This window comes from Natrinema ejinorense, from assembly GCF_002494345.1.
Taxonomy (GTDB): Archaea; Halobacteriota; Halobacteria; order Halobacteriales; family Natrialbaceae; genus Natrinema; species Natrinema longum.
The window spans coordinates 1,404,912-1,430,720 of record NZ_NXNI01000001.1 but is presented as its reverse complement, the minus strand read 5'-3'; the positions used below and the strand labels follow the sequence as shown (position 1 = coordinate 1,430,720).

Sequence of the window (25,809 nt, the reverse complement as noted above, 5' to 3'; positions counted from 1 at the left end):
TCTCGAGCGATGGGCGGCAGTGATGAACGATTGAGAGTGAATGAGCGCTGGGAGTTGGGCCTGTGATCTTACTAAAGGGGGGTTGGTTTCGGTTTCGTACTTTCGAACCCGACGCCATCATGCGACTACGTCCTCCACTGTCGAAACCCATTCGCGCTTCTCGCCACCGGATTCGTAGTCCTCAAGCCAGTTTTTGATGGTAGTGCGGCTGTACGGCACGTATTCCCTGGTTTCGTAGGGACTCATGCCTTGGTCACGACAGGCTTTGATCGTCCACATGGAAACCCGTTTAACGACATCCTCAGACATCACATCGCCGTCTTTGTCGTCGCTGGAGGGAGCCGTCCAAGACCAATCCGCTTCGTCGTGCGTGTGCGGTTCGAAGTCGGCCGGCGGGATCCCCTTGAGCGGACGCGGATCGACGTCTTTCAGTTTGCCGCCCGCGATCCGCTCGGCGATGAGAGCTTTCCCCTTGTCGTTCCGGTCCGGTTTCTTCAGGATCGTGCCGACGCGCCACAGGAGCGGATGAATCGAACTCTCGTCGTGACCGATGTAGATCAGCATCCCGTTGTACTTGCGGATCTTGAACACCAGCGGCCCCATCAACTGCCGGACGCGCTGGCCGTCCGAGCCGGTCCCGCTCGCGTTCGTTGAGAACTCGTCACCAACGAACGCTTTCGGTTGCTGTGCGTTCTCGACCGGATCGCCGTTCTGTTCAACCCACTCCTCGAGGAGCGGGAAGTGCGGAATCCAGCCGTCTTCAACTGTCCCGTCGTCACGGGTCCAGTCGTCGTTTCGCGGGAGCGTTCGGATATTCGATGCAACCCGGAGATCGCCATCGACCCAGCGCTCACGCAACTGTAGGAGTAGGCACGCGAGATTCGTTTTGCCAGCTCCCATTTCGCCGAGGATCACGATCACCGGCGCGGGCCCCGCGACGATCTGCCGGAGCCGAGAGATCGCCTTCATACCGGACAGGTCCGCTTCTTGTGCCGGGTCCCCGATATAGTGTTTCAGCGTCAGCGTGTCGCCGTTGTCGAGTGCTTGGCGGGCCGTCGCGCTTCCCTCTGCTTGCAAGATGTCTCGGTTCTTGCCGACGCTCAGATAGTCCGCGGCGGCCTTTCCGTCCCAGCGGTCCGGGTCGTGATGGATCGCCCGCATGGCCATCTGGCGGTCGATTTGCTCATCTCTCACGAACCCGGAGTGAGGGAGCACCTCGTCGGGATCGCGCTTGAGGTTGTTGGCTTGGAACTCGCGGAAGCCGCCAACCGTGTAGTTGTCTTGTTCGTCACTCATATCGAATCGGCACCTCGTCATCGGTGTGCTCGAGCATGGCACCGCCGTCGGTCGCGGTCGCGTCCCGATCGCGACGGTTGCCCTCCTGGTCGTCGCGATCGTCGTCACGCAGCCGGACGTGGCTGTAGTAGATCGCCAGCACCGGCGCGGCGATCGTCACGAACAGGAACGAACTCGGCACCGGCCGGAACTCGGGACTCGTGTGCGTCTCGCCATTGTATCCGCCAGTCACGTCCATCGGAACGTTTAGTGCCTCTGCCGGGAGCAACCAGAGCCCGACCCACATCCCGACGACGATCCCGGCCGCGACTGCGCACGCGGCGATCGCCATTTCTCGGTCGGTCGGATCGATCACTCGGACTCACCCCCGTCCGCTCGAGCCGGCGAATCGATCCCGTCGACGGTATCGTACAGCCGGTTCGGACGGGGTCGCGGCGCGTGCTCGCCGTGCCTGCGGATGTACTCGTCTTCGTAGCCGTCGATGTCTTCGATGTCTTCGCGAGCCTTGTCCTCGACATCGGATTTCGCCGCGTCGAATCGATCCTTGACCGTCGTTTTCGGGTTCATTAGCCCGCGCTCGTCGGCCTCTGCCTCCTGATTGATTACGTCGCTCTGGATCTCGAGCCCCATTTTCGAGATACGTCCGCGGAGCCGATTCAGTTGCAGGAACGCGTCGACGAGGTCGCCGTGAACGTCCTCGAGCATGGCCTTACTCGTGACGAGTTTCGAATCGGCCATCTGACTCATGTAACAGCCGGTGACTCGGAGTTCGTTCATGTCCTCAAAGTTCTCGAACTCCCGCACTTCGTAGGCATCGCCATCGTTGACGACGTACGGGCTCGGTCCGTCGACGGTCTTCTGGTCCCACAGTTCCGGCGCAACGTAGTACTTTTCGCGGGTGTCGGTCACGCCGTTGATGTGGTACACTGTTTCTCTGTGCCGGTTGCGTAGCTTCTCGGCTCCGACCGCGAACAGGCCGAACAGCGGCGGCCCGAGTAGCATCAACGCGACGGCGATCCCGACCGCGACCGGCGGCACGCCAGGAACGGACGGCCGGATCAACAGCAACAGGATCCCGATCGAGATCGCGACACCGATCACGAGTAACTGTGCCTCCGCAACGATGTACGTGAGTCGGTCTTTCCAACTGCCGAACGTCGTGCTCAGGTTCCGATCACTCATGCTTTCTCGACCCCCTTCGATTCGGTTTTCACGACGTAGAATGCCGCAAGCCCCGCCAGTGCGACGGTCATGACAACACCCGTGAATAGGCCACTCGCGCCGCCGAAGGCACGAAACGGATCGTCACTTCCTCCCGAGACGCCACTCGAGAGTCGAATGGTGCCACCGCGAGTCGAGACCGAGACGGCGGAGTCGCCGTTGATCGACGCGACGGACAGGGAGATCTCGTTGCGTCCCTCGCTGAGCTGGTATTCTTTCTCTGGGACAGTCGTCGCGCCTTCCTGTTCGATCCCCGCGAGCGCGTCGCTCACGATCATTGGCTGTGGCTCTTCGCTTTCGATGACCATGCTGGCATCGCCGTCACCGATGTCGAACTCAAGGATGCGCGTCTGGTCGTCGATCGCGACGTACTCGGGGGTCTGGTTGGCCGTGGCGCTCTGGTTGCCTCCGTCTTGTGCGCTGACAGGCCCAACGCCCATGCCCATCGCCGCGATCGCGATGACGGCGAACAGTACGACGACTCGCGTCTGTGGAACTGAACACCGAGACATGGTTAGGGCCCCAGGCTATCGGCGAGATTGGTTACCATCGCTGCGGCGATCGCGATGATCGCGATGAGGAAGGCAGCGGCGAGCCATTTGTCACCGCCGCTTTCGGGAACCCAGCCGCCACCGCCACCAAGTAGTGGACCGCCACCGCCGCCGTCGTACGTGTCGGTGATCGTCTCTCGCTCACTGTCAGCCTGGTCGATCGTCTTCTGATACTCGGTCGCGTTGAAGGTTCCGTAGTCGGGTTTGTCGGAGAGGTCGGTCTGGTTGATCTCGTTTCCATCGCCGTCCGTCATCTCTTCAATCGTGAACGTGCCCCTGTGGAAGACGACATCCGACGTATCTCCATCGTCACCACCTGTGACCATCTTTTGTCTGCCGCTGAGATTCGAGACGTCATAGGACACGCCCGTTTGGAACCCATCTGCAGGGGTTTCGCTGCTAAAGAGCAGACCCTCGTAGGTCTCGTTGACACTGTTGTACTCGTAGGAGACCGAGCCGTTCTCGTGTGTGATCCGATCGCGCTCGGTTGCGCCCTCGAAGTGGACGACCATCGTCGAGTCGAGCGACGAGCGATCCATATCGAGCACGGAGCGGAGCGCGTACTGATAGCGGTCATCGGTTACGTTCGCGTCCCCGCTCAGATAGCGGACCATCCCTTCCGCACCACGCAGGTCCTCCGTTTCGATCTGGTCGTTGTCCAGCGCGGTGTAGAAGTCCTCTGCCGTCCCAGAGTCGTAGTTCGAAACGACAGTATCTGATTGGTTCTCAATCTCATCGAAGCGCTCTCGAGCGAGTCGGTAGTCGTAGACCGTTTTCGACTCGAGGGAGCCGGTATTCAGCAGATGGACGGTTCCATAATATTCGGCAGTAGAGCCGGCAGTACTCGATGAATCCGCGACATACTCCTCGTAATACGTCTCGTTGTGGAGGGTGTCAGAGAAGACGTTCACCACCGCATCTTTCTGGTAGTTGTCTCCTTTGTTGAAATGGATCTCGGGAAGTGTGACCGGATGCGTACTTCCGTTTGCTAACTCGACATCCGTTTCAACGGTCCGCCCGGTCGGGTAGCTCTTTTCAGTGGACCCAGCATTGACGTGCACGAAATCGTTCAAGATTCCGCTTTCGTTCTGCGAGATATTCGCGTAATAGGCCAACTGATCGCTGTGGAGAGACGTTTCTTCGAGCAGTTGAATTTGCAGTCTCGCATAGTAGTCGTTGATGGCGTTTTGAGCGCGTGTATCGGCCACTCCGGGACTCTCGCCGTTTTCATACGCCGTCGAGATCGCGTGTCGCGCTTCCATCGACGCGATCGAATCGGTATCCTGCAGATAGTTCCGCAAGAGTTGGTCTGTGGACTCCTGGGAGGATTTCACGCCGGACGCGCCAACGTGAATATCTTTCTCGATCGCGGCCGCATCCTGCCCTTGGTCAACGGAGCCGAAAGCCTCTGCCGCTGCCTGGCAGGCTCGAGGGGCGACGAACCGAGCGACCGATCCGCAGTCTTCCCGGACCTCGATCGAGTCATCCTGTGCCGCGACCGGAGCGGTCGCCGCGATCGGTGCGAGTAACGAGCCGACCAGGAACACCGCCAAGAGGATCGTTCCGACGCGGTGGGCTGTGGGCCGTGGGCTGTGGGCTTTCATCGTGATCACTCCGTGTAGGAAATCCAGGCAGCTGCGAACGTCACCAGGACGGTCGCGCCGAGCAGGAACCAGTCGTTACTCGAGAGGAGGTTCCCGAAGACGGGAACGAACTCGAAGGCGATGGGGAACAGGAGCGTGCCGACGATCGTGACCCGTTCCATCTGCGAGTAGTTCGAGCCGTCGAACTCGTTGGTCCAGAGGATCCAGAGGAACGAGGCCGTCGTCAGGATCAACGGGACCGAGAAGTCCGCCCCACCTGCCGAGTAGAAGGACGAACTGAAGTCGTAGCTGCCGAGAATATTGAGGCTCAGCGTCCATACGCCGAACACCATACTCGCCATCGTGGGGTAGACCCACAACGCCGCGTAGTCGATCTTATCGATAACGTCTCTTGCCATGTGTACAACGCCCGAGCGTGCGCTTGCCCCGTCCGAAATACTCCGGAAAACCTCGGGAAACCGGATGGTCACCAACCTTTATGAGATGGGGGGTTGCCCGCCGAATATGGCGTTGAACAAACTCCGTCAGCTGGATCAAGACTCAGTCGGCATCACGCTCCCGAAAGACGACATCCGCGTCGAGGGACTACTCGACGACCAGGGCCGACTCGAGGGAGAACACCACATCCACATCCGTCACGTCGACGACGGTGAATGGACCCTCGAGCTTGTCGAGGGGATCGACATGTGACAAGCGCTTAGGAACTCTTTATCCAGACTATCGTCTGAAATAGTGGAGTTAGCTATGTCTAATATTGATCTCGCGGAGCTTGCTTGCAAGCCATCCAATGTGCACCAAGTAGATCAGTCTCCAACTGACTGAGCTTGAACTCTCTCTCGATATCCGGCTGTGCAGCGTAGGAGAATAGAAGGTGAGACTCTCGGTTTCGACGATGACGGTAGAGACGAGAACGGAGATTCAGGGTTTCGCCGATGTACTCTAACGGTGGGCAGCGTTCTGGGTCCCAAATCCGGTAGAGTCCTGCGGATTCAGGGAGTTGACTTCTCGCTTCAGAAAGTGGGGCGGGCTCAGACCACGACAGTCCCATCCAATCAGGAGCCGTTAGATCCTCCGGGTCTTCCCAGGACAGCGGTTCAATCCCTTTCCGAAAACTACGGAGTGTATCGTCGTCGCTCCGACCTCCCCGAATATCCTTGCTGCGTCTTTTCGATTTACTATAGCCAGGAGGCATCCGTCCGAAATTGCCAATCAAATTCCGGCGAGTCTCTCGACGGTAGACCGCTATCAAGGTGTCCTCAATTGCGTGTCGCTGTTGACTATCAGCTGTCTTAGGTGGCGATGTCACCGATACCTCAAAACCTGTTCCGTGTCGATCGACGATTGCCCAAAGTGCCGGAGATCCAGTATGTGGGTCGTTGTATGGCATTTCGCCATCGAACACGCCTCGTGCCAATGCTCGCACACGCCCACGAAGACTCCGACCAGTCTGACCAATATATACTAATCCTTCGTAAGCATCGTGTCGAACCCGGTAGACACCGTGATCAGTCGGCAGTTCACCGAGTTCTTCATCGTCAGGATGCAGACTCATCCAAGGAGTCCAATTGAACCCGAGCCAGTCCTGGTCTAAAGTTCCAGATTCGTTCTCCATTCCAATCGAAATAGTGTCGCCGCGCGTGATACATCTAATTGATGGCTCGTCACTCGCCAATACTCCACTGTGCTCTATACTCAACCGGCAGTTCGTCGACATCGAGAATCTCCGCGATCTCCGCGGCGGTGAGTGATCCCTCCTGGTCGGCGCGGCGGATCAGCTCGGGTACACACCCGGTCGGCTGCGCCGTCGTGTCCCCGCGCATCTTGAGGTAGTAATCCGCAGCCGCGTCGAGCGCCCCTGAAACTGTCCTCTCACCGGTCGCTTCTTTCAGGTACTTCCACTTCCGCTCTCGAGCGTCGGTTGTCTGGATTCGCATTACGATTTGCACAACCCCCTCGAAATCCTAGGATTTTCCGGTGACTCAAATCTCGAGCGCATATAAAGAGCGACCGATCGGAGTCGGTGGCCGGCGTGATCGTCGCGACGATCGTCCCAACTCGCGGTGGATCTTGCACATCCCGGCTCGAGATCGATGTGCAAAATCGGGGATTGGATTCTGTCGACGTGCGACCCCTGGGAGGTCTGTTGACAGAACTTGGTAGAATAGCGTAATTAAAAACACTGGTATTAGTATCTTTTATATATGATGGGACTACCTCTCTAGTCTCCTGCCACGATATGTAATAACAAAAACTGTTTTATAGAGTGATCGCTGTACAGTATTAGCATATGAAATATTCCAGAGAGTGCAAATTTGCTACTGAAGACTATCCATTTAAAATAACAATATTCTATCAAACTCGGGAGGAGGGTGAAGACCAATATCTTCAAGGAACACTGCAGTACCTTGGTGATAATTCTGACATAGATAATAAAATAAGAATATCTGGAAAGCATGGTATTATAGTCTCTCCGTCAATTATATTTAATACCGAGATAGAAGAGGATGTTGAATTAGACATATATATACCAGAAAATACATCAGAAATAGAATTGTCAATGGAACTGGCCTCATCTGGTGGAACTGCTGGACAAAAAATATCCTTTGGCGACCGGTTTTTACTCTCTCTAGGCCATAATCTAATCAATGATGGAGATTTTAGCAAAATTGAATTTTTACGCAATATAAATAGTATATTTGAGGGAGGGAGTGATTTTTGGCGTTTATTTAATTTCTCTAAAGAGATGAGTAAACGTATGGAATTAGATGACTATTCAGACATAATTCATAAGATCAAAGAAAAGTATCCGCATATTTGGAGTGACCTTGATGGGGCACTAAATATTGTCCTTACTGGACTACTGATAGGGGATTTATCTGATAGCCGCCACAAAATATCCGGTCTTTCTGATATGGAAACTGTTGTTGATGTTCTTTCAGAAATTGAGGATACCTCCGAACCTAATCCAAGAACTGCTGTTTCTCACGCGATTAATAAACTAGACCAACGAAATCAGATTGACGCGATAGTAGACCTAAGTGATAGCCTTAATATCCCAAGTTTATATCCCGATTGCATAACAGAGCGTATGTTTCATATACTAATTTCTGAAGAGATTTGTAGAAGAGGTGAGTCAAACGTTCGCAATCTCGTAAATAACTACTTCTCAATTGATCCAGGGGAACAATTTGATGATGACAAGTTTGAGAAGTACAAACAGGAAGCACTTGATACCGAGGATGATACAGAAAGAGTAGAAAAATGGAAATCAGTAGTAGAATATGTTGGCGGTTTTTGTAACACTCACAATTTCAAATTTATTATTTCCAATTTGGTTTATAATACTGCCCAACTGAAGGAAAATGACAAAGATTATTACCACATTGTGCCAAGACTTTACGAAGCCGCTTCTATCTGGTACAAGGATATTGGTCATCCTCTACACAGGAGAGCGAAATACCAATCACATTATCGTTTTGGTTTATATCTGTTCCACAATGATGGAGATTTGGAAGAAGCATCTGAACACTTTTTTAAAGCTCTTCAGATTGCTACTAACGCCAATGGCGAATATGACTCCTTAGAATCCGACTGGACTACCTTCCCGATCATCTATAGATCTCTTTCAGATGCCCGTCAAAAGGCAAATGAGGGAGATCGGAAAGAAGCAGCTGAGTTATTAGAAGATAGAATAAGTGCGGTGAAGGAGATAAAGTTCCTCTCAAACCAACAACAGGAGGAAATAATAACTGCACTAAGTGGAGAACGGTTCTTAATTCTATCTGATGTGCATTTAAGAGAGGGCGAATATGAACGTGCAGCAGAAAAAGTCAGTGAAGCAATCGGGTTATTCACGGAAGGGGATTTATCCCGTGCAAGAAAAGGAGCGATAAGGAAGAAAAGGGAGATAGGAGCAGTGGTTCAAGAAGTGAACGGCAATTTCGAAGATGCAGCAAGAAAACACAGAGCTCTTTCAGAGGATAACTCATTCCCAGAAACGAAAAGACATATACATAAGTCAAAGGACATAATATGTGAATCGAAATATCATTGCCTCAATGGAAATTACGAGAGGGCACAAGAGTCTATACGTAAGCTAAGAATGGAAAGATCTGAATTACGTCATAATGAGTCTGATTTATCCATATTAATAAGTTTACTTAGACACTTTGAAAAAGGTGAGAAGGCAGACATAAGGAAGTCTCTTGAGAAGACATCTACGATGAATGAACTCTCCTCTCAAAGCCATCCGCTAGATATTGAATATGATTACACTGAGCCAATAGTGTTCATATTGTCTTTACAGCATCTAAGAAATAGTGGGATACCTACTGAATTGTTACAGACAATGGTAGAAGTATCTATAAACAGAGCATTCATACCAACACATAATAAAGAGCTCGCAGACGAAGTACATCTTGGCGATATCTCTATTGACCGACTTTGGAGAGAAAGGCTCCCATCGCCGGTCCTTTCTCGTGTAGAGCAGATCCAGTTGGAAAAAACGACTGCCTTCGGAAATCATAAGAGTTTGACGCTAAGTTTAGCTGAACTTTTGGAATTTCACCTTGCGCTTATAGTAGAATACTATGCCCAACGATACTGGGGCAGTGAATGGCAGTCAGAATTAATCAAAAACGACGAGAGTGAAGATGAATTAACAATTGGGATTTTGTCACGGATACTCACAAAAGACGCAAACTTGGGTATTAACAACAAGGACAATCTTTCCTCAATATATTTCGACGACATTTTGGAGTTTAGTAATCTGACTGAAATGAGGAATAAGTATAACCATGCTTATGAAGGACAGGTAGAGAGGAATGAATTCGAAATATTGAAAGACAGAGTATTTAAGTTTTTGAGAGAGAGTGTGAATGATGCACCACTAATATTCTCTGTACAAGATCAAAATTCGGTCGGCATGTACTATATTCGATTATATTGGTGGAGGGGGATAAGACATGTACTTTTAGACACAGAAGCTGAGTTAGAGCGGGACGAATACTATTACTTGCCTGTAGAGACGGTAATGAATGACGATGACCCCACATCATATTCCGTTGATGATGAGAAGATATATCCAGTGCAAGATAACCGAGTAAGAGACCAATTAGATGAATTGAGCTAACATATCTCCCATCTCATATAACAGGGCGTATTTAGTTCCAATTGTGGAATAAATAGCGATTATTGGTTAGATATTTTCGTTTTCAAGAACATCAGCACTTAAATTGCCCTCGAGATACGCAGTTCCACGATCAGTAATCCGATAAAGTCCTTCGTCGACGCGATCGACAAGCCCGGCATCACGAAGCTTACCGAGTCGTGTACTCAGATAGTGTCGTGAATAGTCCGTATTAGCCGATAAAATACGAGGAGAGAGGATAAGATCACTATCCGCGAGGGTCTCGAGGATACGATCATCTGCTTGTGTCATCCACGATACCCTCGGTCTTCGCATACAGTCACGTCCCGTACCGGCATTTTATCAATACTGATTGAATTTATCGACAGCAACATATGGTTCACCATAGATTAACGAACGGTCGGTTAAGTATAAGTGGATGGGATGTTTCGGTGGCTGACAACGGAGGCCAGACGGACCCGCCGCTGCCCGGTCGGGTCTTCGAGAGAAATGCGGACTCGGTGTAGGGGCACCGGCCCGCCTGGCTTCCGTAACCCAGCTACGGAAGCATGCATTCGCACGACGCTACGGGGGATAAAGCCCCCGATAGACCGCATCGATCGGCCCGCGGCCCACAGCTCACCGTCGATCCGAGTACCGATTTCGGAACTGGTTTCGGAAAGCCGCCGAACCCCGTCTTGAGAGTCACGAGAGTAAGTCAATCACGACAGTTGACTCTTTTCGGAAGTATCGGAAACTACGCGCTGACGACTAAGACAGTCGGAAAGAGACAGTACAACCAACCGACGGACAGCACCCGCACGCGCCCCAGGTCCTACACAGTGGCGCGCACGGTGAGTCCGCGGTCCCAAATCAGTGAGACCATGACCAAACTGGCACGCTACCACGGTAAGAGTACCGGATACTGTAACTACGCTAACCTACTCGAGGTGGGTCGATGAGCGACGAGTTCCTCGCCCTCGAGGCGCAACGCGAGATCCTTGAGCGCCAGGCCGACGCGATGGAGCGACAGACCGAGGCCCTCGAGGCGATCGCGACCGAGATGCGCTATCAGAACGCGGCGCTGGTCGAGATGATCGCGTGTCTCGACGACCTGTCGGCACGCGTCGACGACCATCATATGCCGGACCACCCGCCGCACGATCGGTCCGGACCCGCGCTGCAGACGTGGGTTCGAGATCGGCTGTTCGAACGCGACGAAGTTGAGGACAATCACCCACGATTCCGCTGGGGCAGTCCCGAGAATTGGACTGGTGGTGATCGGGATGAGTGAGGATAGGGCTTCAGAACCGGACGAGTCGATTCCGTACGTCCGAGAGATAGAAGTCTACGACGTTGCGGAGGATGTCAAGGCCGTCCGGTTTATTGGAGACAGCAAAACCGTCGAAGTCGGGATCACCGACGATGTGATGGTCGATTTCGTCCGGGCTGCAGAGGAGGTTTTCGATCGAATCCACGCCGACATGGCTGAGATGAACGACCTACTCGACGAGACTCACCGGGACTCGGAACGGGATGGTGATCGCTCGTGAGCCGAGAACTTTCTCCGCGGGAGGCCCGAGATCGGTTCCTCTCGAGACGGAAGACGGAAAACACAGACCGAACCCTCCGCACCTACGAGAACCGTCTTACACGGTTCGTCGAGTTCTGTGAAGAACGGGACATCAGCCGTATGTCCGAACTCTCTGGGTGGGACCTCGACGAGTTTCGAGCTGATCGGGAAGCCGCAGACATTGCCCCGACGACCTTACGCGGATCGATGGTCGCTCTGAAACAGCTACTCGATTACTGCGAGTCCGTCGAGATCGTCGACGATGGGTTTGCCGACAAGGTGAACGTGCCGACGGTCACACGGTCCGAAGAATCGAGCGACCAGCAGCTCGCCCACGACGATGCCGAGAAGTTGATTGATTTCTACCGGTCGTCGAGAAAGTGGCGAGGTCAACCGGAGCACGCTGTACTCGAGGTCGCTTGGCACGTAGGATGTCGAATGAGCGGGCTACGGGCGCTGGATCTCCGCGACTACGACCCAGACGACCAGACGCTCGAGTTCCGGCACCGACCACCGTTTACCGGTCTCAAAAACAAGGAGCAGGGCGAACGCGTCGTCGGAATCTCCGAGCAGGTGGTCGAAGCGCTGGATACGTACATTGCCAGAGAGCGCGTCGAGAAACGCGACAAGAACGGACGCGAACCGTTATTTTGTGCCCGCCAGGGCCGCCCATCGAACTCGACATTTCGCGCTTGGAGCTATCAGGGCACTCAGCCGTGTTTAATCACGAACTGTCCGCATTCGAAGCGACGGGAGACGTGTGACTACACGCGGCGGAACTTCGCGAGTAAGTGCCCGAGCAGTCGTGCGCTTCACGCCGTTCGTACGGGTTCGATCACCTGGCAGTTGCTCCAAGGTCTCGACATCGAGACGGTCGCGAAGCGCGTGAACGCCCGTCCGGAGACGATCCGGCGGCACTACTACAAAGCCGGTCTTCACGAGGAGTTCGAAGAACTGCGAGCAGACGTAACTCTGAAACTTGACATTCAGGATACCCATGAGTGATTCAACCGCCCGAAATCAGCGTCGTAAAGCCCTGTCAGGATCGCGTGGTTCAGGAGAGGTGCGCCCTCCGACCCCATTTCCACCTTAATTTTATTCCATTAGTACAGCAATCAAATCCCTCTAGAGAAGTTTCTTTCAATAAGTGTTAGTTATTGATGCAACCCTGTGGCGTTGTGGGGGAGCCGACACCGTTCCAGCCGACGCTCAACGATCTACCGGAGGTGTCTCGAGGCCCATGAGCGCCTTCCCAGAACCAACTGACGGGGAGCCAGTCGACTTCCTCGAGGAACGCGACGACGAAACTCAGTCGTGGACACGAGCGGACCCACGCGAGGCACTGACCGAATCGTTCGGACGGTTCGGCTACAAGGTCACGCTCAGAGACGGTGAGGACGTCCACTACTGCGCGCTCGGCCTCGAGGACGAGGAGTAACGTCGGCCGATGCGACTGCAAAGGCTGGCAGTACCACGACGGCCCGTGTGCCCATCTCTGTACGCTCCGGAAGGCCGACTTCCTCGGACTGATCGATGTCGAAGCGACCGACGGGAGCCCCGACGACGAGCACGAGATGCATCAGGCCACCGGCGAGACACACGACGGGGAGCCACACGACACTGCGATCGAACAGGCAGCCCAGCATGAGCGGGAGGCGGAGGGTCGCGCATGACGCGCGCACACCCGAGCGATAGCCGTCTTCGTAGGACACCCCTCCCCCCTTGCATACGAACTGCCTATCCCGACGCCGTCCCCGTATTCACGGGATATGCAAATCGGGGTGAGCCACTGATGGCCCGGATGGATTACGATCCCTCGAGTCGCGTCTCCTTTGGCTGTCCCGACGAGTTGCTCGAGGCGCTCGACGAGATCGCTGACCGCGAGGATATGAACCGAAGCGAGAAGCTTCGCGAGCTGGTCGAGAAAGAAGTCGAGGCGAAGGGCGACCTGAACGAACCCCAGCCGATACGTCCCGACGACGAGCGGCTCGCCGAAGCGTACCGGATGCTTCACGAGAGAGCGTCTGCTCCCCATAAGATCAAGCGACGAGTAAAACTCGAGACGGCAAAAAACAAGCTCTACGTCAACAGTACGCCCAAGAGTGCCGTTCTCGAGGAGATCATCAAGCCGCTCAAAAGTATGAACTATATTTCGGTAGCCACAGGGCACGAGAACGTGTGGATCGTCGTCCCGCCGATGCGCTACACTGACGGCGAAGACGTGGTCGAAGCTGGCGAAAAGGCTGCCGTGTAGGCGATACCCCCGCCGCTTTTTCCGTCAGATATTTTCAGCAGTCCGATTTCTGTAACCTGCACCAATAAGTAGAGATCATGTATGTACCGCTCGATCCTCTCGAAAATTACATAGTAGCGGTCTTCGGTTTACCACAGATATTTACACTTTCGAGAGGACATTCCGTTCTATGCCCTTCAAAATCAGAGATATTGTTTTTAGTGAGCCAAATGGTGGACTATATCCGATTATACAGTTCTCCTGATCACTCTTTTTACTGGGTTTCTACGTATACTACGGTATTCTACTCGATGTTCCCTCTTTGAATCTCCTCATTATGGCGATTGGTTTCGCTTTGTCCGGGGCCGCTGAATTCCTCCCAGCGGAGCGGCGACGAACAGCAGGTGTGTTGCGTGTCTCCGCGATTCTCCTGTTGATGGGTCTACTTGCCCTCACCGTATTCGCTCCCAAAATTCTTTTTGGAGGGTGACTCTGTAAGTGATCCCTAAGATACCATCAAACCAAATCCAGTCGTTCGGACCTATGCTGTACGGCTGTTTTAGCCCGATATTCGCTGAATGACTTCTCCGACGATTCTGCTGGTTTTTCGGTGGGTTACCGAAGCGAACCACCCATGCTGGTACTATTTCCGGAATATAGCCCGTTCAGTTCGCGGGGCTCGAAGGCGAGGACGACATCGTTCGACCAGAGTCGATAGAAGTCGCTACTGTTGACACCGTACGCCGGTCCATTGTCTGGAATCGTCGTAGCGTGTTCGCTCTCGTTGGCGGTCGCGACGGAGGCCGTCCCCATCACAGCCGAAGCGGTACTACAGACGAGTAACGCTCCAACCAAGACGGCGATCGTTCGTGATGAGGGCATGGTGGTGGAGGGAAGGAACGCGCTCGCAATCTCCTCATAACGGCTTTACACAGTTCGAGAAGGAGAATCCCATCTGGCTGCCGATCTTGTCGATGAGCTCAGGCGAGACCAGTGCGAGGACGATTATCCCGAACCCGATCACCGACATGACGAGTTTCTCCTTGGCCTTGTTCTTCTTCTCGGGATTACCGCCCGCTCGCATGTACGAGAGGCCGGATCTGCCGACGAAGAAGGCCGTCGCCGGAAGCCCGAGTCCCGCGAGGGCGCCGAAAACGATGTTGATCCCGGTTTCGACGCCCGTCCCGCAGTAGACGTCGCCGACGTTGCTCTGTGCCATCGCTGGTGTGACGGCGACGATACAGAGGAAGGAAGTCTATTCGCCCCGTGAATGCTCAATGCCGACTGGGTCATTGCTGAATGGTTTAGTGGAGACGCTGTCGTTCCTTTTCCTAGAGTCACCATCCGCGTCGGCGACGGATCCGAGTGATAGTCGCACTGGCGGGGTAGGATCATCGTCAGTCATTACTAACTATCAGGTCCCCGTCGGCCAGGATCGTACACTGGATCGTCACGGAGTCGGCGTCACATGAGATTCGGAATAAAAGACATCGTCGAGGAGGGCTACGTCTTCGGACTCGTACCCATACCCATGCTATCGTTGAGCACTCCCGCACCTTCGGCAGCCTCGCAGACCACCATGCCCCGGTCGGCCACGATCGCTGGCCGACGGCTTATTTTTCGATTAACCAGAGTCCAAGCACTGCCCCAGCAAACGCAAGCAGTCCTGCCAACACGGTTGATATGATCCGCGTTGTCATGTCAGGCGTCGCTCCGGTGAACCAAATCACAACGACGGCGACAGTCGTGATTATGGCTAACGCTCCCGCGTCATCCTGGACAGTGGATTGGAGAGGTTCCAGTTTAGCCACATATCTCAATACTGGCTAAGAATTGAAAAAGTTTATTCACAGATCTGTGCATCAATCACCCCCCTAATGGGATCAGTGGGCGAGGTTTGTACAGGTTGGAACGCAGGTTCCAGCCACAACACCAGTACAGACAGCTGCACACCCCGGAGCTATGGGAATACCAGCAACAGTTGTACTGCACTTTGCGAAGCATGCAGTGCCAGCGACCCCAGAGAGTGCCCCACAGAGCACGGCGCAATAGTTCGTACAGACTGTTCCCGTTGGTCCACATACAATATGCCCTTGTGTCGAGAATCCGCCACCGTCGAGTACCTCAACAGTGGCGGGGCTCGAGAGCGAGCCCGTCCCCTGGATGACAGCCCGATCAACGACCTCGTCATCACGTACGAGTGGGACAAACAAGTCGAACCGTTGGGGACCTTCCTCGACGCCCCGGACTAGGACTGCTGTATCGAACTCCGTGGACTCATTCTCACCTGGGTGCATCGCAGGCATTGGCGGGCTCACTTATTTAATTAATCACGGATGTTTATCAGACCATGGTTGTACAGATGCAAAAGTTTCTCTAAATGAGAACGTCTATGAATAACAGGATACATCATGATCTGAATATGTGCCTTCAAATGACAAGGTGGTTCTCTTAAATGACTGGGATGATGTGGGCGGAATTAATGATAGCTATGGAGGTTGTTTCTGACACTACGCCATAATTCATAGTCCAATGAATTAGTAAAATTCTTATACTATTTAATTTAAAATAAATAACATTATCTAATCAGAACATCTATATCCCATAGTGTTAAATAAGAATAGTATGTCTGAAATCACAGAAAACTACATGGGATTCACTCAGAATGATCGTATGCGAAAACTATCCTCAGCACTAGTGGCAATTGGAATGGTCTTACTAGCAATAGCATTCATAACAGTCGAGCCAATCTTATCTATGTTGTATATACTGATTGGTGTGATGGCATTATTCGCATATTCCTCTAGTGACGCTATGGTGAATCTATACTCCAATAAATACAAGATATTTCTTTCATTGACTATAATATCTTTCCTTGTTTTCGGGGTAGTGTTCAAATAAGCTGATTCCATGCGGAGCTGAACGATCTGATCCGCTCGTCGGCGGTTTCTGCTTCGGCGTTGCTAAAACAGTTCGAGAAACACATGTGTCACTTCTCGTTCGACAAAGTCTAAGTTGATCTCGTCTAAACAACCGTTGAGGCGAGCGTTTTCGGGCATAGAGCACTCGGAAAACGCTCCGCCTCACTTTTCAGTCCTTATCTGAACACCGCCACTCGGACGGGGACAGTCTATTTGTGCCAGAGGGAGCTACTACGAGATCGAGAACGTAAATCCATATCCTGACGTAACGTCTAAATTATATGAGGAAGGCTTTATTCCTGGAAGAATAAATCAAGAATATGTTCGATCGTATCATTCGACCTCTCGGATCCGACTTCGAAGAAGATAGGGACAACACCGCCAGCTGGTCCCCACAAGACGTTTTTCAATAGGCATAGGTGAGCGAATATGAATCGCTCTCGGAGGAATCAAAGATGGCATGGGATTGTCAGGCTTGCGGTGTGACCGTCCAGAGCGGGCACAGTTGCCCTGAATGCGGCAGCGGTCAGTCTGAGGCAACTGCCGCGAAGGAAGTGGCGACAGACGGCTCGAGCGGGAAGGCGGGGGCGGGAGCACCGCCATCCGATGACGGGTATCTGCCAACAGACGTGTGGGTGACGATCGCAGCGGTCGGGACTGCGCTGGTCGCTGGATACGTGGGCTATGCAATTATAAACTTACAGTGGGAGTCGCTACTTCCATTCCCGGTCATCACCGTGCTCACGTTCGCGTTCCTTGTACGAAAGGAGTCTCCGAGAAGGGCAGTCGGAACAGGACTCTACATCATTGCGGGGCTCCTCTTTCTCTGGGTCACCCATTACATAGTCCGGTATCTGGATGTCTTTGTTGCCCACGCTGGGCCCAATCTCCTATTCGCTGTCGGTGCGGCAATAGTCGTCTGGATGGTTTTGTTAGCCGTCACTACCGCTGTGCTGGGTGTGCATTTGAACCGGACCGAAGAGAAGTAGGTGACGACTGTCGGGAAGAGTTAGTGCCGCCACTCAAGGAGTTCGGTTCCGTAAGATAGAGAAAGATGTCGATACCAACGCTGATTTAGAGGATCGAATTTCTCGTTTAGAATCTCGAGTTCGGGAAGGGCTCGGTATGTGGTGATCTAAACTTACTGTATAGTCTTGTCCGAGAAGTCCCCCAGAGTCGGACAAACGATCATAGAGTACGCTCAATACAGATCAAGAGTCTTGTTTGGACGCTTTCGGATGAGCAGGTCAGGAGTCATTTTGACTGAACAGAATCCGGTGGTAAGCACCTCACAGTACGGTTTCATACTTTGAGAACGAAGCGTTAGCGCCGATCTCAGTTGCGTCTAAACAAGGCCCAGAGGATGTCTTCAGCAGTTCGACTAACTATAAATGTTTTAACGTAAAGCCTGTGCAATACCCGTAGAGAGCGATGGGCGATCCACTCGACTACGATGAGCAAGAGGCACGACAGGAAGCAGCTATCTACAAGACTTCAGCGGCAGCTGATCGTCGTCAGCGTGTCAGGGACCTACTCCATCTACAATCTGGCGAAACGGTCCTATCCATCGGCTGTGGGCCTGGATTCGAGCCACTGGAACTCGCACGGACCGTTGGAGACACTGGTCACGTTCACGGCATCGACCAGAGTAGAGCTATGCTTGCGCTTGCGAAGCGCCGATGTGAGACTCTGCCGCAGGTGACTCTTACTCAAGCGGATGCCACACGTCTACCGGTCATGGAGAGAGCATTCGATGCGGTTGTCGCCGTACAGGCCTACGAGTATCTCGACGATGTCAGTACAGCAGTGACAGAACTTTCTCGAGTCCTTCGGCCGAGTGGCCGCGCGGTAATCTGTGACGCCGATTTTGCATCTCTCGTTTGGCGGTCTCCGAATCCGGAACGAATGGAGCGCGTTCTCGATGCGTTCGATGATCATTGCCCACAACCGCGTTTGGGATCGAAACTCGAACCGTATTTCCGCAACACAGGACTGACGATCGAACGAGTCGAACCGAACTCCATACTCAATACTAATTTAGATGAGGATGCGTTCGCCTATCATCTGATGCAGTTCATCACTGAATACGCGGCAGATCACGATAAAATCGGGCCAGACGAGGCGCAGGCATGGGCTGATGACCTCCACAAGTGTGAGGAAATGGGGAGACGTTCTTCAACTTCACTCAGTACCTCTATCTCGTTCGCAAAACCGAGTAGGCTACGGCAGAGAGCGCCATCGGTAGACGGAGTGCTATAACCCGCTACCGTTTCTAGGAGCCTACTTGCCACGAATAGGTGTCCGAGAACTCAGACAGAGTCGGACAGGAGGTCATGAACCAGCGATAAGTACAGACCAAGACGTGATCGGAGCGGGCATCTATCTTTCTGTCGGCTGTCAGAAACGGGGTGCTGAATACAGAGGATGTCTTCAGCAGACAGATGTGATCGTAAATTGTTATTTCGAGCACTCGGACGAAGGTTTGAGAATCTCGGAGACATCTATAGCGAGTTCTGCGCGAGATGCCGGATCAGTTCTTCAGTCACTTCTTCACGCTCGTGATGGACCCAGTGTGACGTATCGGGGAACATCCGGAGTTGCCCGTCGTCGCAGTAATCGGCGCTCTCTTCGGCCATCGAGGGGCGGAGAGCGATGTCATCTTCGCCCCAGCAAATCAGCGTCGGCTGGGTGACAGTGTCCCGCGGAGGGCTGTCTGACCGACGGAACCCACGGTACCAGTTGATCCGTGGTTCGATGCCGGTGTATTGCCAGGCCGTCTTGTAGCGCTTGATCGTTTCGTCGTCGAACGTACCCTCATTTGACGTGATTTCGAGGGAATCGACCATGTTGTCCATGTCGTTCCGACGCAAAAGCCATTCGGGGAGCGTCGGAATCTGATAGAACCACACGTACCAGCTCCGGATGATCTGCTGGGGACTTGAACGGAGGGTCTTTCTATAGACCGTTGGATGAGGGACGTTCAAGATCCCGAGGCGATCGACTCTGGATGGGTGCTGGAGAGCGAGGTGCCAAGCGACAAAACCACCAAAGTCGTGCCCAACGACGTGGGCCGACTCTTGCCCCTCGCCATGGATCAGCTCGCAGATGTCAGCTGCGAGAGTCGAGAGCCGATAGGCATCGATACCGTCAGGAGCGTCGCTCAGATTACAGCCCCGCTGATCCGGAACGACCACACGGAAGCCGGCGTCAACGAGCGGACCGATCTGGTCGCGCCAGCCGTACCAGAAATCGGGATGGCCGTGCAGAAGGACGACCAGTGGTTCGTCGGGATCGCCCGCGGCCACGACGTGTAACTGCAAGTCGTTAATTTCGCGGTAGGTGGATTCGAGCCCGTGCGCATCAAGTAACGATGCATCTGTGTCCGTGAGCGTTTCTGCGCCTGCCATCAGTAGCGGTTTGGGGCTCAAATCGTATTCAATCGTTGTCGGATGTCCTAGTGTATTTAAAAGTGAGGCGGCCGCTGCACTAACCATGAAATACCTTCATCTGTCGCTGCAGTATGAGCGGGCAGTCCAGCATCCGATGCAGCGGCTCCTGACCGATTCTGAGTCTCTCGAGCGCAGTTGGCTCATCACGTGGAACTTGCTGGGAGAGGGTGACATCGTCTATACGTTATTTTACCTTATCGGCGACCGGGAGCGATACAAACGACATATTGCTGGTGCCGAGAGGACGGTCGACTACAATATTACGCCCGTTGACGACAGCTCTTTCTACGCATACGTTCAGGAGCGTGAGCAGGAGATCTTCAAGCGCTTTCGGACAGCATTCCAACAACCGTCGGTGGTTGTTGTGCCACCACTCGCCTATCGGCCCAACGGGAGGGTAGATTTCGATGTCGTCGGCGAGCCTGACGATCTAGCAGGGATTCTTGACAGGTTGCCTGACGAAATCGCTGCAGCGGTGTCTGAGGTCGGCGAGTACGATGCTCGCCCAGGCGTCCCTGCCGTCAATCTCACGGCCCGGCAGCGTGAGGCGCTTCGAGCGGCGGTTGAGGTCGGGTTCTATGAGTATCCCCGGATCGGGAGTGTCGCAGACGTAGCCGAGATTCTCGACTGTGCAACGAGCACTGCCTCGAACCATCTACAGAAGGCAGAAGCACGGCTTGTCAGACAATTTATCGGAAACGGACGGCCCCGTTGACCCCCTACGTCGGTGGCTAGTTCTGATGGCCCTCCGAATAAGGTATAACAAGCGCGTATAGTGAGCGATACGCGCCCTCTATGCAGCAGAGAGGCTGTTGGTTGTCGTTGATCTGGGGAATACTCATTCCCGGTCACCACACTCCTGCAAAGGTGGTTCACCAAGGAACGTCGAAGAACGAATGGGCCGACCGACACCGACAGGCACTGACCACCCGCCATTCCCATGAAGATGTACTCAACGACAGAGAGTTCGAACTGCTGTTAGAGGCAGTAGGGATCTGCCAGCACCACGTGGCTTCGAGGCGCGGTTCATTTGTCTGCTCGGCGGTCGGCTTGGGCTCCGCGCTGGGGAGATAGCCCATTTCCATACGTCCTGGCTGGACTGGAACCGCAAACTCATCCGCATCCCACAGCACGAGCCGTGTGACTGTGGCTACTGCCGGCGACAGGCCCGTCAGGAAGTCGCCCACAATGACCAACTGACTAAAGCCGACGCTATCGCTTCACGCTGGCACCCAAAGACCGTCGCGTCAGCTCGGTCAATCCCCTTCGATCTCTCACTACGAATCGAACTCTGTATCGAGCGATTCGCAAACCGCTACAGTGGCTTCCCACGGTCGCGGTCAACGGTCAACCGACGGGTCGAAGAAGCCGCGAACCAAGCGAATCTCACTGGACGAACTTATCCACACTGTCTGCGAGCAACCGCAGCCAGCCATCATGCGTACAAGGGAGTAGCTCCGGTACCGCTACAAGCACTGATGGGATGGAGTGACCTTGCGACTGCCCAGAAGTACATCCGGATCTCCGGAACCGCGACCGCCGACGCACTCCGTCGAGTCCACCACAAATAACCGACCAACCACCCTTCTGGCAGATTGCCCGTTGCTGCATAGAGAGCATGGATGCAGCATGGCGAGCGCGTTCTATTCGCCAGGGTACGACTGAAGCGGCTGTTCGCTGAAAAGGTTAGATGTAGTCCCCCTCAAATTTCTAAATAAGCGCTGTACGTGCAGCGGTGTGCTTACAGACTGGCCGAACTCTGTCAGAAACCGTGTGGCTGATACGGCAGATTCACCCCGTGAATCGTCAGCAGTCGTAGCGGATCCTCCTCAAGAACACATTCGGTTGGCAGCAGTGAGTTCGAATCGATCACCGCGCTCAGTTGGTGAGGAGTTCGGGTGTGACGATCATAATTACGAACATGCTCACCAGCACGACGAGTGCCGTGAGTCGCAAGACGCCGGCTGCCCGTCGTCGAGGTTTCGGCAGGGACTCGGCAATGCCGGAGAGGGCCATCCCGGCGATCAGAAACAGTCCAGCATAGAACGGTGTCGCCCCTTCTACAATGACGTAGTACCCTTGCTGCCCGGCCAGCAGAAGTGCGCCACAGAGGTAGACCAGTGCAAGACCTCTGGAGGGTTCGCCGAACACGGTTTTATCGATGATGGAGGGCATCGAGCGTGTCGTCTCCCGCGACGTTCAAATGTTGCGGGGGTTCACGTCCCCGCCGCTGAGACGAGTATGGTTTGATCGTGAAACGGTGCTGATGACGCTGACCGAGACGCGTCCTGTATCCAGCACGACTCGTAGGACATTATCTGAAACGGGTAGAAATCTCAGCGGGCAGTTTTCATGCACTTCTCGCGAGTGTTGTGTCTGAGAATTGCCCCAGAGTCGGACAGGCGATCGTGAGTAGCGTTCGATACAGGTGTTGGCAGTATCGTGACGGATACCTTTCATTCGCCTCAGACTCGACGGAATTCCATGTTTCGTACGGGTAGTGGGCGTGCATGAGCGAGTAGTCGTTTTATCCAGTTGCAGAAGGAACAGAACCATGACCATGAGCACAGGAGGCATCATCGCGGTGATCATCTTGGGGCTGAACGCTATAGCACTAGTCGGCGTAATCTGGATGATAGGGACCGAATGGCGATCAGACAGGTGACCAGGTGGAAGGTCAGCTGTTACTCCTACGGCTGGCTTCCGTAGTTGCCTAATCAAAGGGAAGCCATCGGAGGTAACGAGATCGTCTGAGGTTCCTGATAGCTTCTATGGAGAAATAGTGCCTCTGCTGAGGCTGATCGGCATGCGGATGTTTTCGCCTCGTCGTAGAGTAAATTGGCTGTTCAGTACGCATACATACTCAACGGGACTTTCGAAACCAGACTTGGTGAAATCATCGTCCGAGAATTCGTCCAAAGTCGGACAGTAACTTCGTTCAATACAGAACGTAGATCTATTACCGAGTTCGAAGTTTCGTAGCGTCAATTATTGCTCAGATCTTTTACTACGGTCGCGGGATTTCCTTGTACGACGACCTCGTCAGAAACATCTTCGGTCACGACTGCTCCGGAGGCGATGACGCTGTCGTCTCCGATAGTCACACCTGGATTGATAACGGCTTGCCCACCGATCCAGACGTTGTCGCCGATTGTAACCGGTTCAGCGTACTCTGGTCCTTTGATTCGCTCGGTGGCGTCGAGCGGATGGGTCGCCGTATAAATATGGACGCCAGGTGCGATCATGCAATTCCGACCGATCTCTACTCGGCCCGCGTCCAAAATGACGCAGTCGAAGTTCGCGTAGAAGTTCTCCCCGACGTGGATATTGTATCCGTAGTCACAGCGAAATGGAGGCTCAATCTGACATTCCTCGCCCACCGACCCAAAGAGGTCTTCTATCAGGTCTCGCCGTTCGGTCTGGTCGTCAGGTGCAGTGTTATTGTATTTACTTGTCAGTTCGCTCACACGGTTCCGGTCGGCCACAAGCTCGGGGTCGGTCGGGTCGTACAGTTCCCCGTTCAGCATCTTTTCTTTTTCCTCGCTCATGGCTGCCACCGGGTATCTCCATCCAAATAGGTGTTTCCGATGACATCTCGTATCGTTCAGTTCGCACACGTAACGCCACTTTCGAAACCAGGCTTGGTGAAATCGTCATCCGAGAACTACAGTAGAGTCGGAAACGATCCCAAGTCAACCGGAAGTACAGACGAGCAGTCTATCGATCAATTCAGAACTATTTTAAGCTGATCAATAAGGAGGATGGTATATGTCTAAACCCACTCAGAAATCGATTACTGGTCTGAAAATAATGGCATTAGGCATCCAGATAGCTATTTTTGGTCGATACATTTTCCGGGATGGCCTAATAATCGTTCTGGGAGGGGCAATCACTATTATTGGACTGTTTGTTCGGTAAGCATCTGTAGTTATGGCGAGCGCTGTGCCCGAGAATTGTCCCAGAGTCGGACGGACGAACTCGAGTAGCAGTAAGTACAGATGCGTAGTGAGTCGTCGAGTCGGTGGATTCACCATCGAATCGACGAGAGTCCTATCGGTCCGGTCGTTCGTCATAGTGTTTGACCAACACCCGAAGCCACCAAAGTTTCAGACCGACGCTGGCCACGACACCGAGCGTTACTCCCGTCGGCGACCGTCGCCACGCGGCGTACAGCGCGTAGACGAATCCGAGCGCACCGACGGTGTTACAGACGTTCGGGTAGTCGAGCCCGACCGTCCGGTTTGACTCCTCCCTGATCCACCACCGCTCGGCAAGCACGGCGCGAGTCATCCACGCGTCCTCGGTATCGGGTGGCGAGAACAGGAACGGATTGATCGCGGTCCACGCGAGCGCGGCACCGACCATCCGCCAGTTGCGCCGATAGATAGCGTAGACGATGACAGCACCCAACGGGACGCGCGTCCAACCGCTCTTTGGATTCGAGTGACGCCTCCAGAACCGTTCTTCGCATTGCTCAATTATACCGCCGACCATACTTCACGGTTCGTCTGACGAATAAATAGTCTTGTTCGAGAACACAACCTTTGACACGTTATCGACTGAATATGCAGACTGTACTTACTGTGGGTACTGTGTCCGAGAACTCCCACAGAGTCGGACAGGAGGTCGTGAACCAGCGGTAAGCACAGCGGATCGCTGTAACTCTCTGCACTACTTAGCGCGGATTTCTACGAGACATGGCATTGGGGCCGAAAATATGGGAACGAATGTTGGTCTCGGTCGTTCTATGCGATGGCGATTGCTGCGCCGGCCAAAAATGCGGCGGCAGCGAATCCGAGAACAGCCACAGAAGGCCGGTTGCTCTCCACTGCGTCCCGTTTGAACGTGTCCCCTTCAAGCAGAATTCCGAGACCGATAACGATGGCAGCACAACCGCCAATGAGACCGGGGACCGACCACGGCGAAAGTCCGCTTTGAACTATCGTGCCGGCTGATTGGAATGCGAGCAAAATTCCCGTGATCAATGGCGCAGCGCCAACTGTCTTTTTAGAGGGCATGCAACACGAATCTCAAAACCCAGACACGTAATGCTATTCATTAGACATGACATAGGAGCCGATCTGCTTGATGTGCAGACGTAGCTACCAGAAGTATTGTGTCCGAGAATCTCTCCAGAGTCGGATGGAAGATCGGTATCCCGGAGGAGAGATGAAAGTATCGGATGGACTTTCACGCCCCTCCGGGAATGTATCTACCGCTTCGAGTCGAGAGGATACTTCCAATTTGCCGGGAAGAAAGAAGATGATGGCATTCCTTACGCCCGACCTTCAGGAGAGTATTGAGAGGTGACGATCTTATTGGAGTAGGCGGTGGTCTCGTGGCGAATCTGCCGGACGTTTTGCAAGGCGTCATCAGCATACCACTCCCTCGCTGCTTGAACGGATGGGAATTCCAGGACGATCGTCAGTTCATGATCCCATTCGCCGTCCAGCACGGTTGGATCGAACGAGATAACGAGCGCCTCTCCGTCATGCGCGGCAGTTGTCTCTGCAGCGACAGAGAAGTATTCGTTCATATACCGGTCCCTGTCGGTTATCCCATCGACAGCAATCACGTATCCGTTCTGGGATTGGGTAGGTTCGCTTTGAGTCGATTCGGCAGTCTGCGTCTCGCTCTCACGACCACTAGCTGTTGCAGACGGGAGCATCCCGAGTGCACCCGCTATGACCGCTCCCGCTTTCAACAGCGTTCGTCGGAAGACGCCGTCTGAATTGGGTTCGTTGACCATTGTCACGTGTTCACACGCGCGTCGATATTTCTTAACACCGTCCGTCGGTTCATGTGATTCATTCTTCCAACCGATCCACTGATT

At 53.7% G+C, this 25,809-nt stretch carries 29 protein-coding genes and 2 pseudogenes; 14 read left to right on the top strand and 17 right to left on the bottom strand.

Features of this window, described 5'->3' with window-relative positions; translation table 11 throughout:
• Positions 1 to 117: 117 nt before the first annotated feature.
• Genes CP557_RS07075 through CP557_RS07050 form a run of 6 tightly spaced genes read right to left on the bottom strand, consistent with a single transcriptional unit; the run spans position 118 to position 5,070 of the window.
• Complete coding sequence (locus CP557_RS07075; RefSeq protein ID WP_097379267.1) at positions 118 to 1,296, bottom strand: P-loop NTPase family protein; 1,179 nt, start codon at positions 1,294 to 1,296, stop codon at positions 118 to 120.
• Entirely contained in the window at positions 1,289 to 1,651 is a 363-nt protein-coding gene (locus CP557_RS07070; protein WP_097379266.1) for a hypothetical protein, read from the bottom strand. Before CP557_RS07070 ends, CP557_RS07075 begins: the two co-directional genes overlap by 8 nt.
• On the bottom strand, positions 1,648 to 2,478 hold the full coding sequence (locus CP557_RS07065; RefSeq protein ID WP_097379265.1) for a hypothetical protein: 831 nt from the start codon (positions 2,476 to 2,478) through the stop codon (positions 1,648 to 1,650). Before CP557_RS07065 ends, CP557_RS07070 begins: the two co-directional genes overlap by 4 nt.
• Complete coding sequence (locus CP557_RS07060; RefSeq protein ID WP_097379264.1) at positions 2,475 to 3,029, bottom strand: hypothetical protein; 555 nt, start codon at positions 3,027 to 3,029, stop codon at positions 2,475 to 2,477. The genes CP557_RS07065 and CP557_RS07060 overlap by 4 nt, the downstream gene beginning before the upstream one ends.
• Positions 3,030 to 3,031: 2 nt before the next feature.
• Positions 3,032 to 4,672, bottom strand: a complete 1,641-nt coding sequence (locus tag CP557_RS07055) for a hypothetical protein (protein ID WP_143825045.1) — start codon at positions 4,670 to 4,672, stop codon at positions 3,032 to 3,034.
• 5 nt (positions 4,673 to 4,677) lie between these two features.
• Positions 4,678 to 5,070 (bottom strand): hypothetical protein, encoded by a 393-nt coding sequence (locus CP557_RS07050; RefSeq protein ID WP_097379262.1) that lies wholly within the window; start codon positions 5,068 to 5,070, stop codon positions 4,678 to 4,680.
• 106 nt (positions 5,071 to 5,176) lie between these two features.
• Between CP557_RS07050 and CP557_RS07045 the strand changes: the two genes are divergently transcribed.
• Positions 5,177 to 5,362, top strand: a complete 186-nt coding sequence (locus CP557_RS07045; RefSeq protein ID WP_097379261.1) for a hypothetical protein — start codon at positions 5,177 to 5,179, stop codon at positions 5,360 to 5,362.
• A 971-nt stretch (positions 5,363 to 6,333) separates the two neighbouring features.
• Here the strand turns inward: CP557_RS07045 and CP557_RS07035 are convergent.
• On the bottom strand, positions 6,334 to 6,606 hold the full coding sequence (locus CP557_RS07035) for a hypothetical protein (protein ID WP_097379259.1): 273 nt from the start codon (positions 6,604 to 6,606) through the stop codon (positions 6,334 to 6,336).
• 353 nt (positions 6,607 to 6,959) lie between these two features.
• Between CP557_RS07035 and CP557_RS22120 the strand changes: the two genes are divergently transcribed.
• Positions 6,960 to 9,803 (top strand): hypothetical protein, encoded by a 2,844-nt coding sequence (locus CP557_RS22120; RefSeq protein ID WP_143825044.1) that lies wholly within the window; start codon positions 6,960 to 6,962, stop codon positions 9,801 to 9,803.
• Positions 9,804 to 9,869: 66 nt separating this feature from the next.
• On the opposite strand, the gene CP557_RS07025 is transcribed toward CP557_RS22120, so the two are convergent.
• The gene (locus CP557_RS07025) at positions 9,870 to 10,112 is read right to left on the bottom strand and encodes a helix-turn-helix domain-containing protein (protein ID WP_097379257.1); all 243 of its coding nucleotides are present in this window, start codon (positions 10,110 to 10,112) and stop codon (positions 9,870 to 9,872) included.
• Between the two features lie 646 nt (positions 10,113 to 10,758).
• Here CP557_RS07025 and CP557_RS07020 point away from each other — a divergent pair.
• The 6 genes from CP557_RS07020 (at position 10,759) to CP557_RS07000 (ending at position 13,627) form a co-directional block, all read left to right on the top strand.
• The gene (locus tag CP557_RS07020; protein ID WP_097379256.1) at positions 10,759 to 11,094 is read left to right on the top strand and encodes a hypothetical protein; all 336 of its coding nucleotides are present in this window, start codon (positions 10,759 to 10,761) and stop codon (positions 11,092 to 11,094) included.
• Positions 11,075 to 11,353 (top strand): hypothetical protein, encoded by a 279-nt coding sequence (locus CP557_RS07015; RefSeq protein ID WP_143825042.1) that lies wholly within the window; start codon positions 11,075 to 11,077, stop codon positions 11,351 to 11,353. Before CP557_RS07020 ends, CP557_RS07015 begins: the two co-directional genes overlap by 20 nt.
• Positions 11,350 to 12,378: a tyrosine-type recombinase/integrase gene (locus CP557_RS07010; RefSeq protein ID WP_097379254.1), complete on the top strand. Its 1,029-nt coding sequence runs from the start codon at positions 11,350 to 11,352 to the stop codon at positions 12,376 to 12,378. Before CP557_RS07015 ends, CP557_RS07010 begins: the two co-directional genes overlap by 4 nt.
• 235 nt (positions 12,379 to 12,613) lie before the next feature.
• The gene (locus CP557_RS22965) at positions 12,614 to 12,811 is read left to right on the top strand and encodes a hypothetical protein (protein ID WP_097379253.1); all 198 of its coding nucleotides are present in this window, start codon (positions 12,614 to 12,616) and stop codon (positions 12,809 to 12,811) included.
• On the top strand, positions 12,765 to 13,046 hold the full coding sequence (locus CP557_RS22115; protein ID WP_245852923.1) for an SWIM zinc finger family protein: 282 nt from the start codon (positions 12,765 to 12,767) through the stop codon (positions 13,044 to 13,046). The genes CP557_RS22965 and CP557_RS22115 overlap by 47 nt, the downstream gene beginning before the upstream one ends.
• Before the next feature lie 119 nt (positions 13,047 to 13,165).
• Positions 13,166 to 13,627: a ribbon-helix-helix domain-containing protein gene (locus CP557_RS07000; RefSeq protein ID WP_211290184.1), complete on the top strand. Its 462-nt coding sequence runs from the start codon at positions 13,166 to 13,168 to the stop codon at positions 13,625 to 13,627.
• 594 nt (positions 13,628 to 14,221) lie between these two features.
• Here CP557_RS07000 and CP557_RS06990 read toward each other — a convergent pair.
• Entirely contained in the window at positions 14,222 to 14,419 is a 198-nt protein-coding gene (locus tag CP557_RS06990; RefSeq protein WP_097379252.1) for a hypothetical protein, read from the bottom strand.
• Between the two features lie 103 nt (positions 14,420 to 14,522).
• Positions 14,523 to 14,846, bottom strand: a complete 324-nt coding sequence (locus CP557_RS06985; RefSeq protein ID WP_394340608.1) for a pilin — start codon at positions 14,844 to 14,846, stop codon at positions 14,523 to 14,525.
• An 847-nt stretch (positions 14,847 to 15,693) separates the two neighbouring features.
• Between CP557_RS06985 and CP557_RS22480 the strand changes: the two genes are divergently transcribed.
• Positions 15,694 to 15,858, top strand: a complete 165-nt coding sequence (locus CP557_RS22480; RefSeq protein ID WP_169924350.1) for a hypothetical protein — start codon at positions 15,694 to 15,696, stop codon at positions 15,856 to 15,858.
• A gap of 373 nt (positions 15,859 to 16,231) precedes the next feature.
• Entirely contained in the window at positions 16,232 to 16,507 is a 276-nt protein-coding gene (locus tag CP557_RS22475) for a hypothetical protein (protein ID WP_169924349.1), read from the top strand.
• Here the strand turns inward: CP557_RS22475 and CP557_RS22110 are convergent.
• Positions 16,500 to 16,586: pseudogene (locus tag CP557_RS22110) on the bottom strand (IS6 family transposase); the annotation flags it as partial. The gene CP557_RS22475 and the pseudogene CP557_RS22110 sit on opposite strands and share 8 nt — an antisense overlap.
• Positions 16,582 to 16,665, bottom strand: a pseudogene (locus CP557_RS22105) (IS6 family transposase); the annotation flags it as partial. The pseudogenes CP557_RS22105 and CP557_RS22110, both read right to left, overlap by 5 nt.
• A 344-nt stretch (positions 16,666 to 17,009) precedes the next feature.
• On the opposite strand from CP557_RS22105, the gene CP557_RS06980 reads away from it, so the two are divergent.
• Together CP557_RS06980 and CP557_RS23470 are read left to right on the top strand one after the other, a co-directional pair.
• The gene (locus tag CP557_RS06980) at positions 17,010 to 17,516 is read left to right on the top strand and encodes a hypothetical protein (RefSeq protein ID WP_143825041.1); all 507 of its coding nucleotides are present in this window, start codon (positions 17,010 to 17,012) and stop codon (positions 17,514 to 17,516) included.
• 442 nt (positions 17,517 to 17,958) lie between these two features.
• Complete coding sequence (locus CP557_RS23470; RefSeq protein ID WP_143825039.1) at positions 17,959 to 18,786, top strand: methyltransferase domain-containing protein; 828 nt, start codon at positions 17,959 to 17,961, stop codon at positions 18,784 to 18,786.
• Between the two features lie 242 nt (positions 18,787 to 19,028).
• Here the strand turns inward: CP557_RS23470 and CP557_RS06970 are convergent, their stop codons facing one another.
• Positions 19,029 to 19,934, bottom strand: a complete 906-nt coding sequence (locus tag CP557_RS06970; RefSeq protein WP_211290183.1) for an alpha/beta fold hydrolase — start codon at positions 19,932 to 19,934, stop codon at positions 19,029 to 19,031.
• 85 nt (positions 19,935 to 20,019) lie between these two features.
• Between CP557_RS06970 and CP557_RS06965 the strand changes: the two genes are divergently transcribed.
• Both CP557_RS06965 and CP557_RS23465 read left to right on the top strand, forming a co-directional pair.
• Positions 20,020 to 20,691 (top strand): helix-turn-helix domain-containing protein, encoded by a 672-nt coding sequence (locus tag CP557_RS06965; RefSeq protein ID WP_211290182.1) that lies wholly within the window; start codon positions 20,020 to 20,022, stop codon positions 20,689 to 20,691.
• Between the two features lie 280 nt (positions 20,692 to 20,971).
• A complete protein-coding gene (locus tag CP557_RS23465; RefSeq protein ID WP_211290240.1) occupies positions 20,972 to 21,547 on the top strand; it encodes a tyrosine-type recombinase/integrase in 576 nt (191 codons plus the stop codon).
• A 307-nt stretch (positions 21,548 to 21,854) separates the two neighbouring features.
• Here the strand turns inward: CP557_RS23465 and CP557_RS06955 are convergent, their stop codons facing one another.
• The 4 genes from CP557_RS06955 to CP557_RS06940 form a co-directional block, all read right to left on the bottom strand.
• Positions 21,855 to 22,151, bottom strand: a complete 297-nt coding sequence (locus CP557_RS06955; RefSeq protein ID WP_097379248.1) for a hypothetical protein — start codon at positions 22,149 to 22,151, stop codon at positions 21,855 to 21,857.
• Positions 22,152 to 22,960: 809 nt separating this feature from the next.
• Complete coding sequence (locus CP557_RS06950; protein ID WP_097379247.1) at positions 22,961 to 23,524, bottom strand: sugar O-acetyltransferase; 564 nt, start codon at positions 23,522 to 23,524, stop codon at positions 22,961 to 22,963.
• A 502-nt stretch (positions 23,525 to 24,026) separates the two neighbouring features.
• Positions 24,027 to 24,470, bottom strand: coding sequence for a DUF6653 family protein (locus CP557_RS06945; protein WP_097379246.1), 444 nt, complete (start codon positions 24,468 to 24,470; stop codon positions 24,027 to 24,029).
• A gap of 781 nt (positions 24,471 to 25,251) precedes the next feature.
• Entirely contained in the window at positions 25,252 to 25,725 is a 474-nt protein-coding gene (locus CP557_RS06940) for a DUF1330 domain-containing protein (protein ID WP_097379245.1), read from the bottom strand.
• Positions 25,726 to 25,809: the final 84 nt, after the last annotated feature.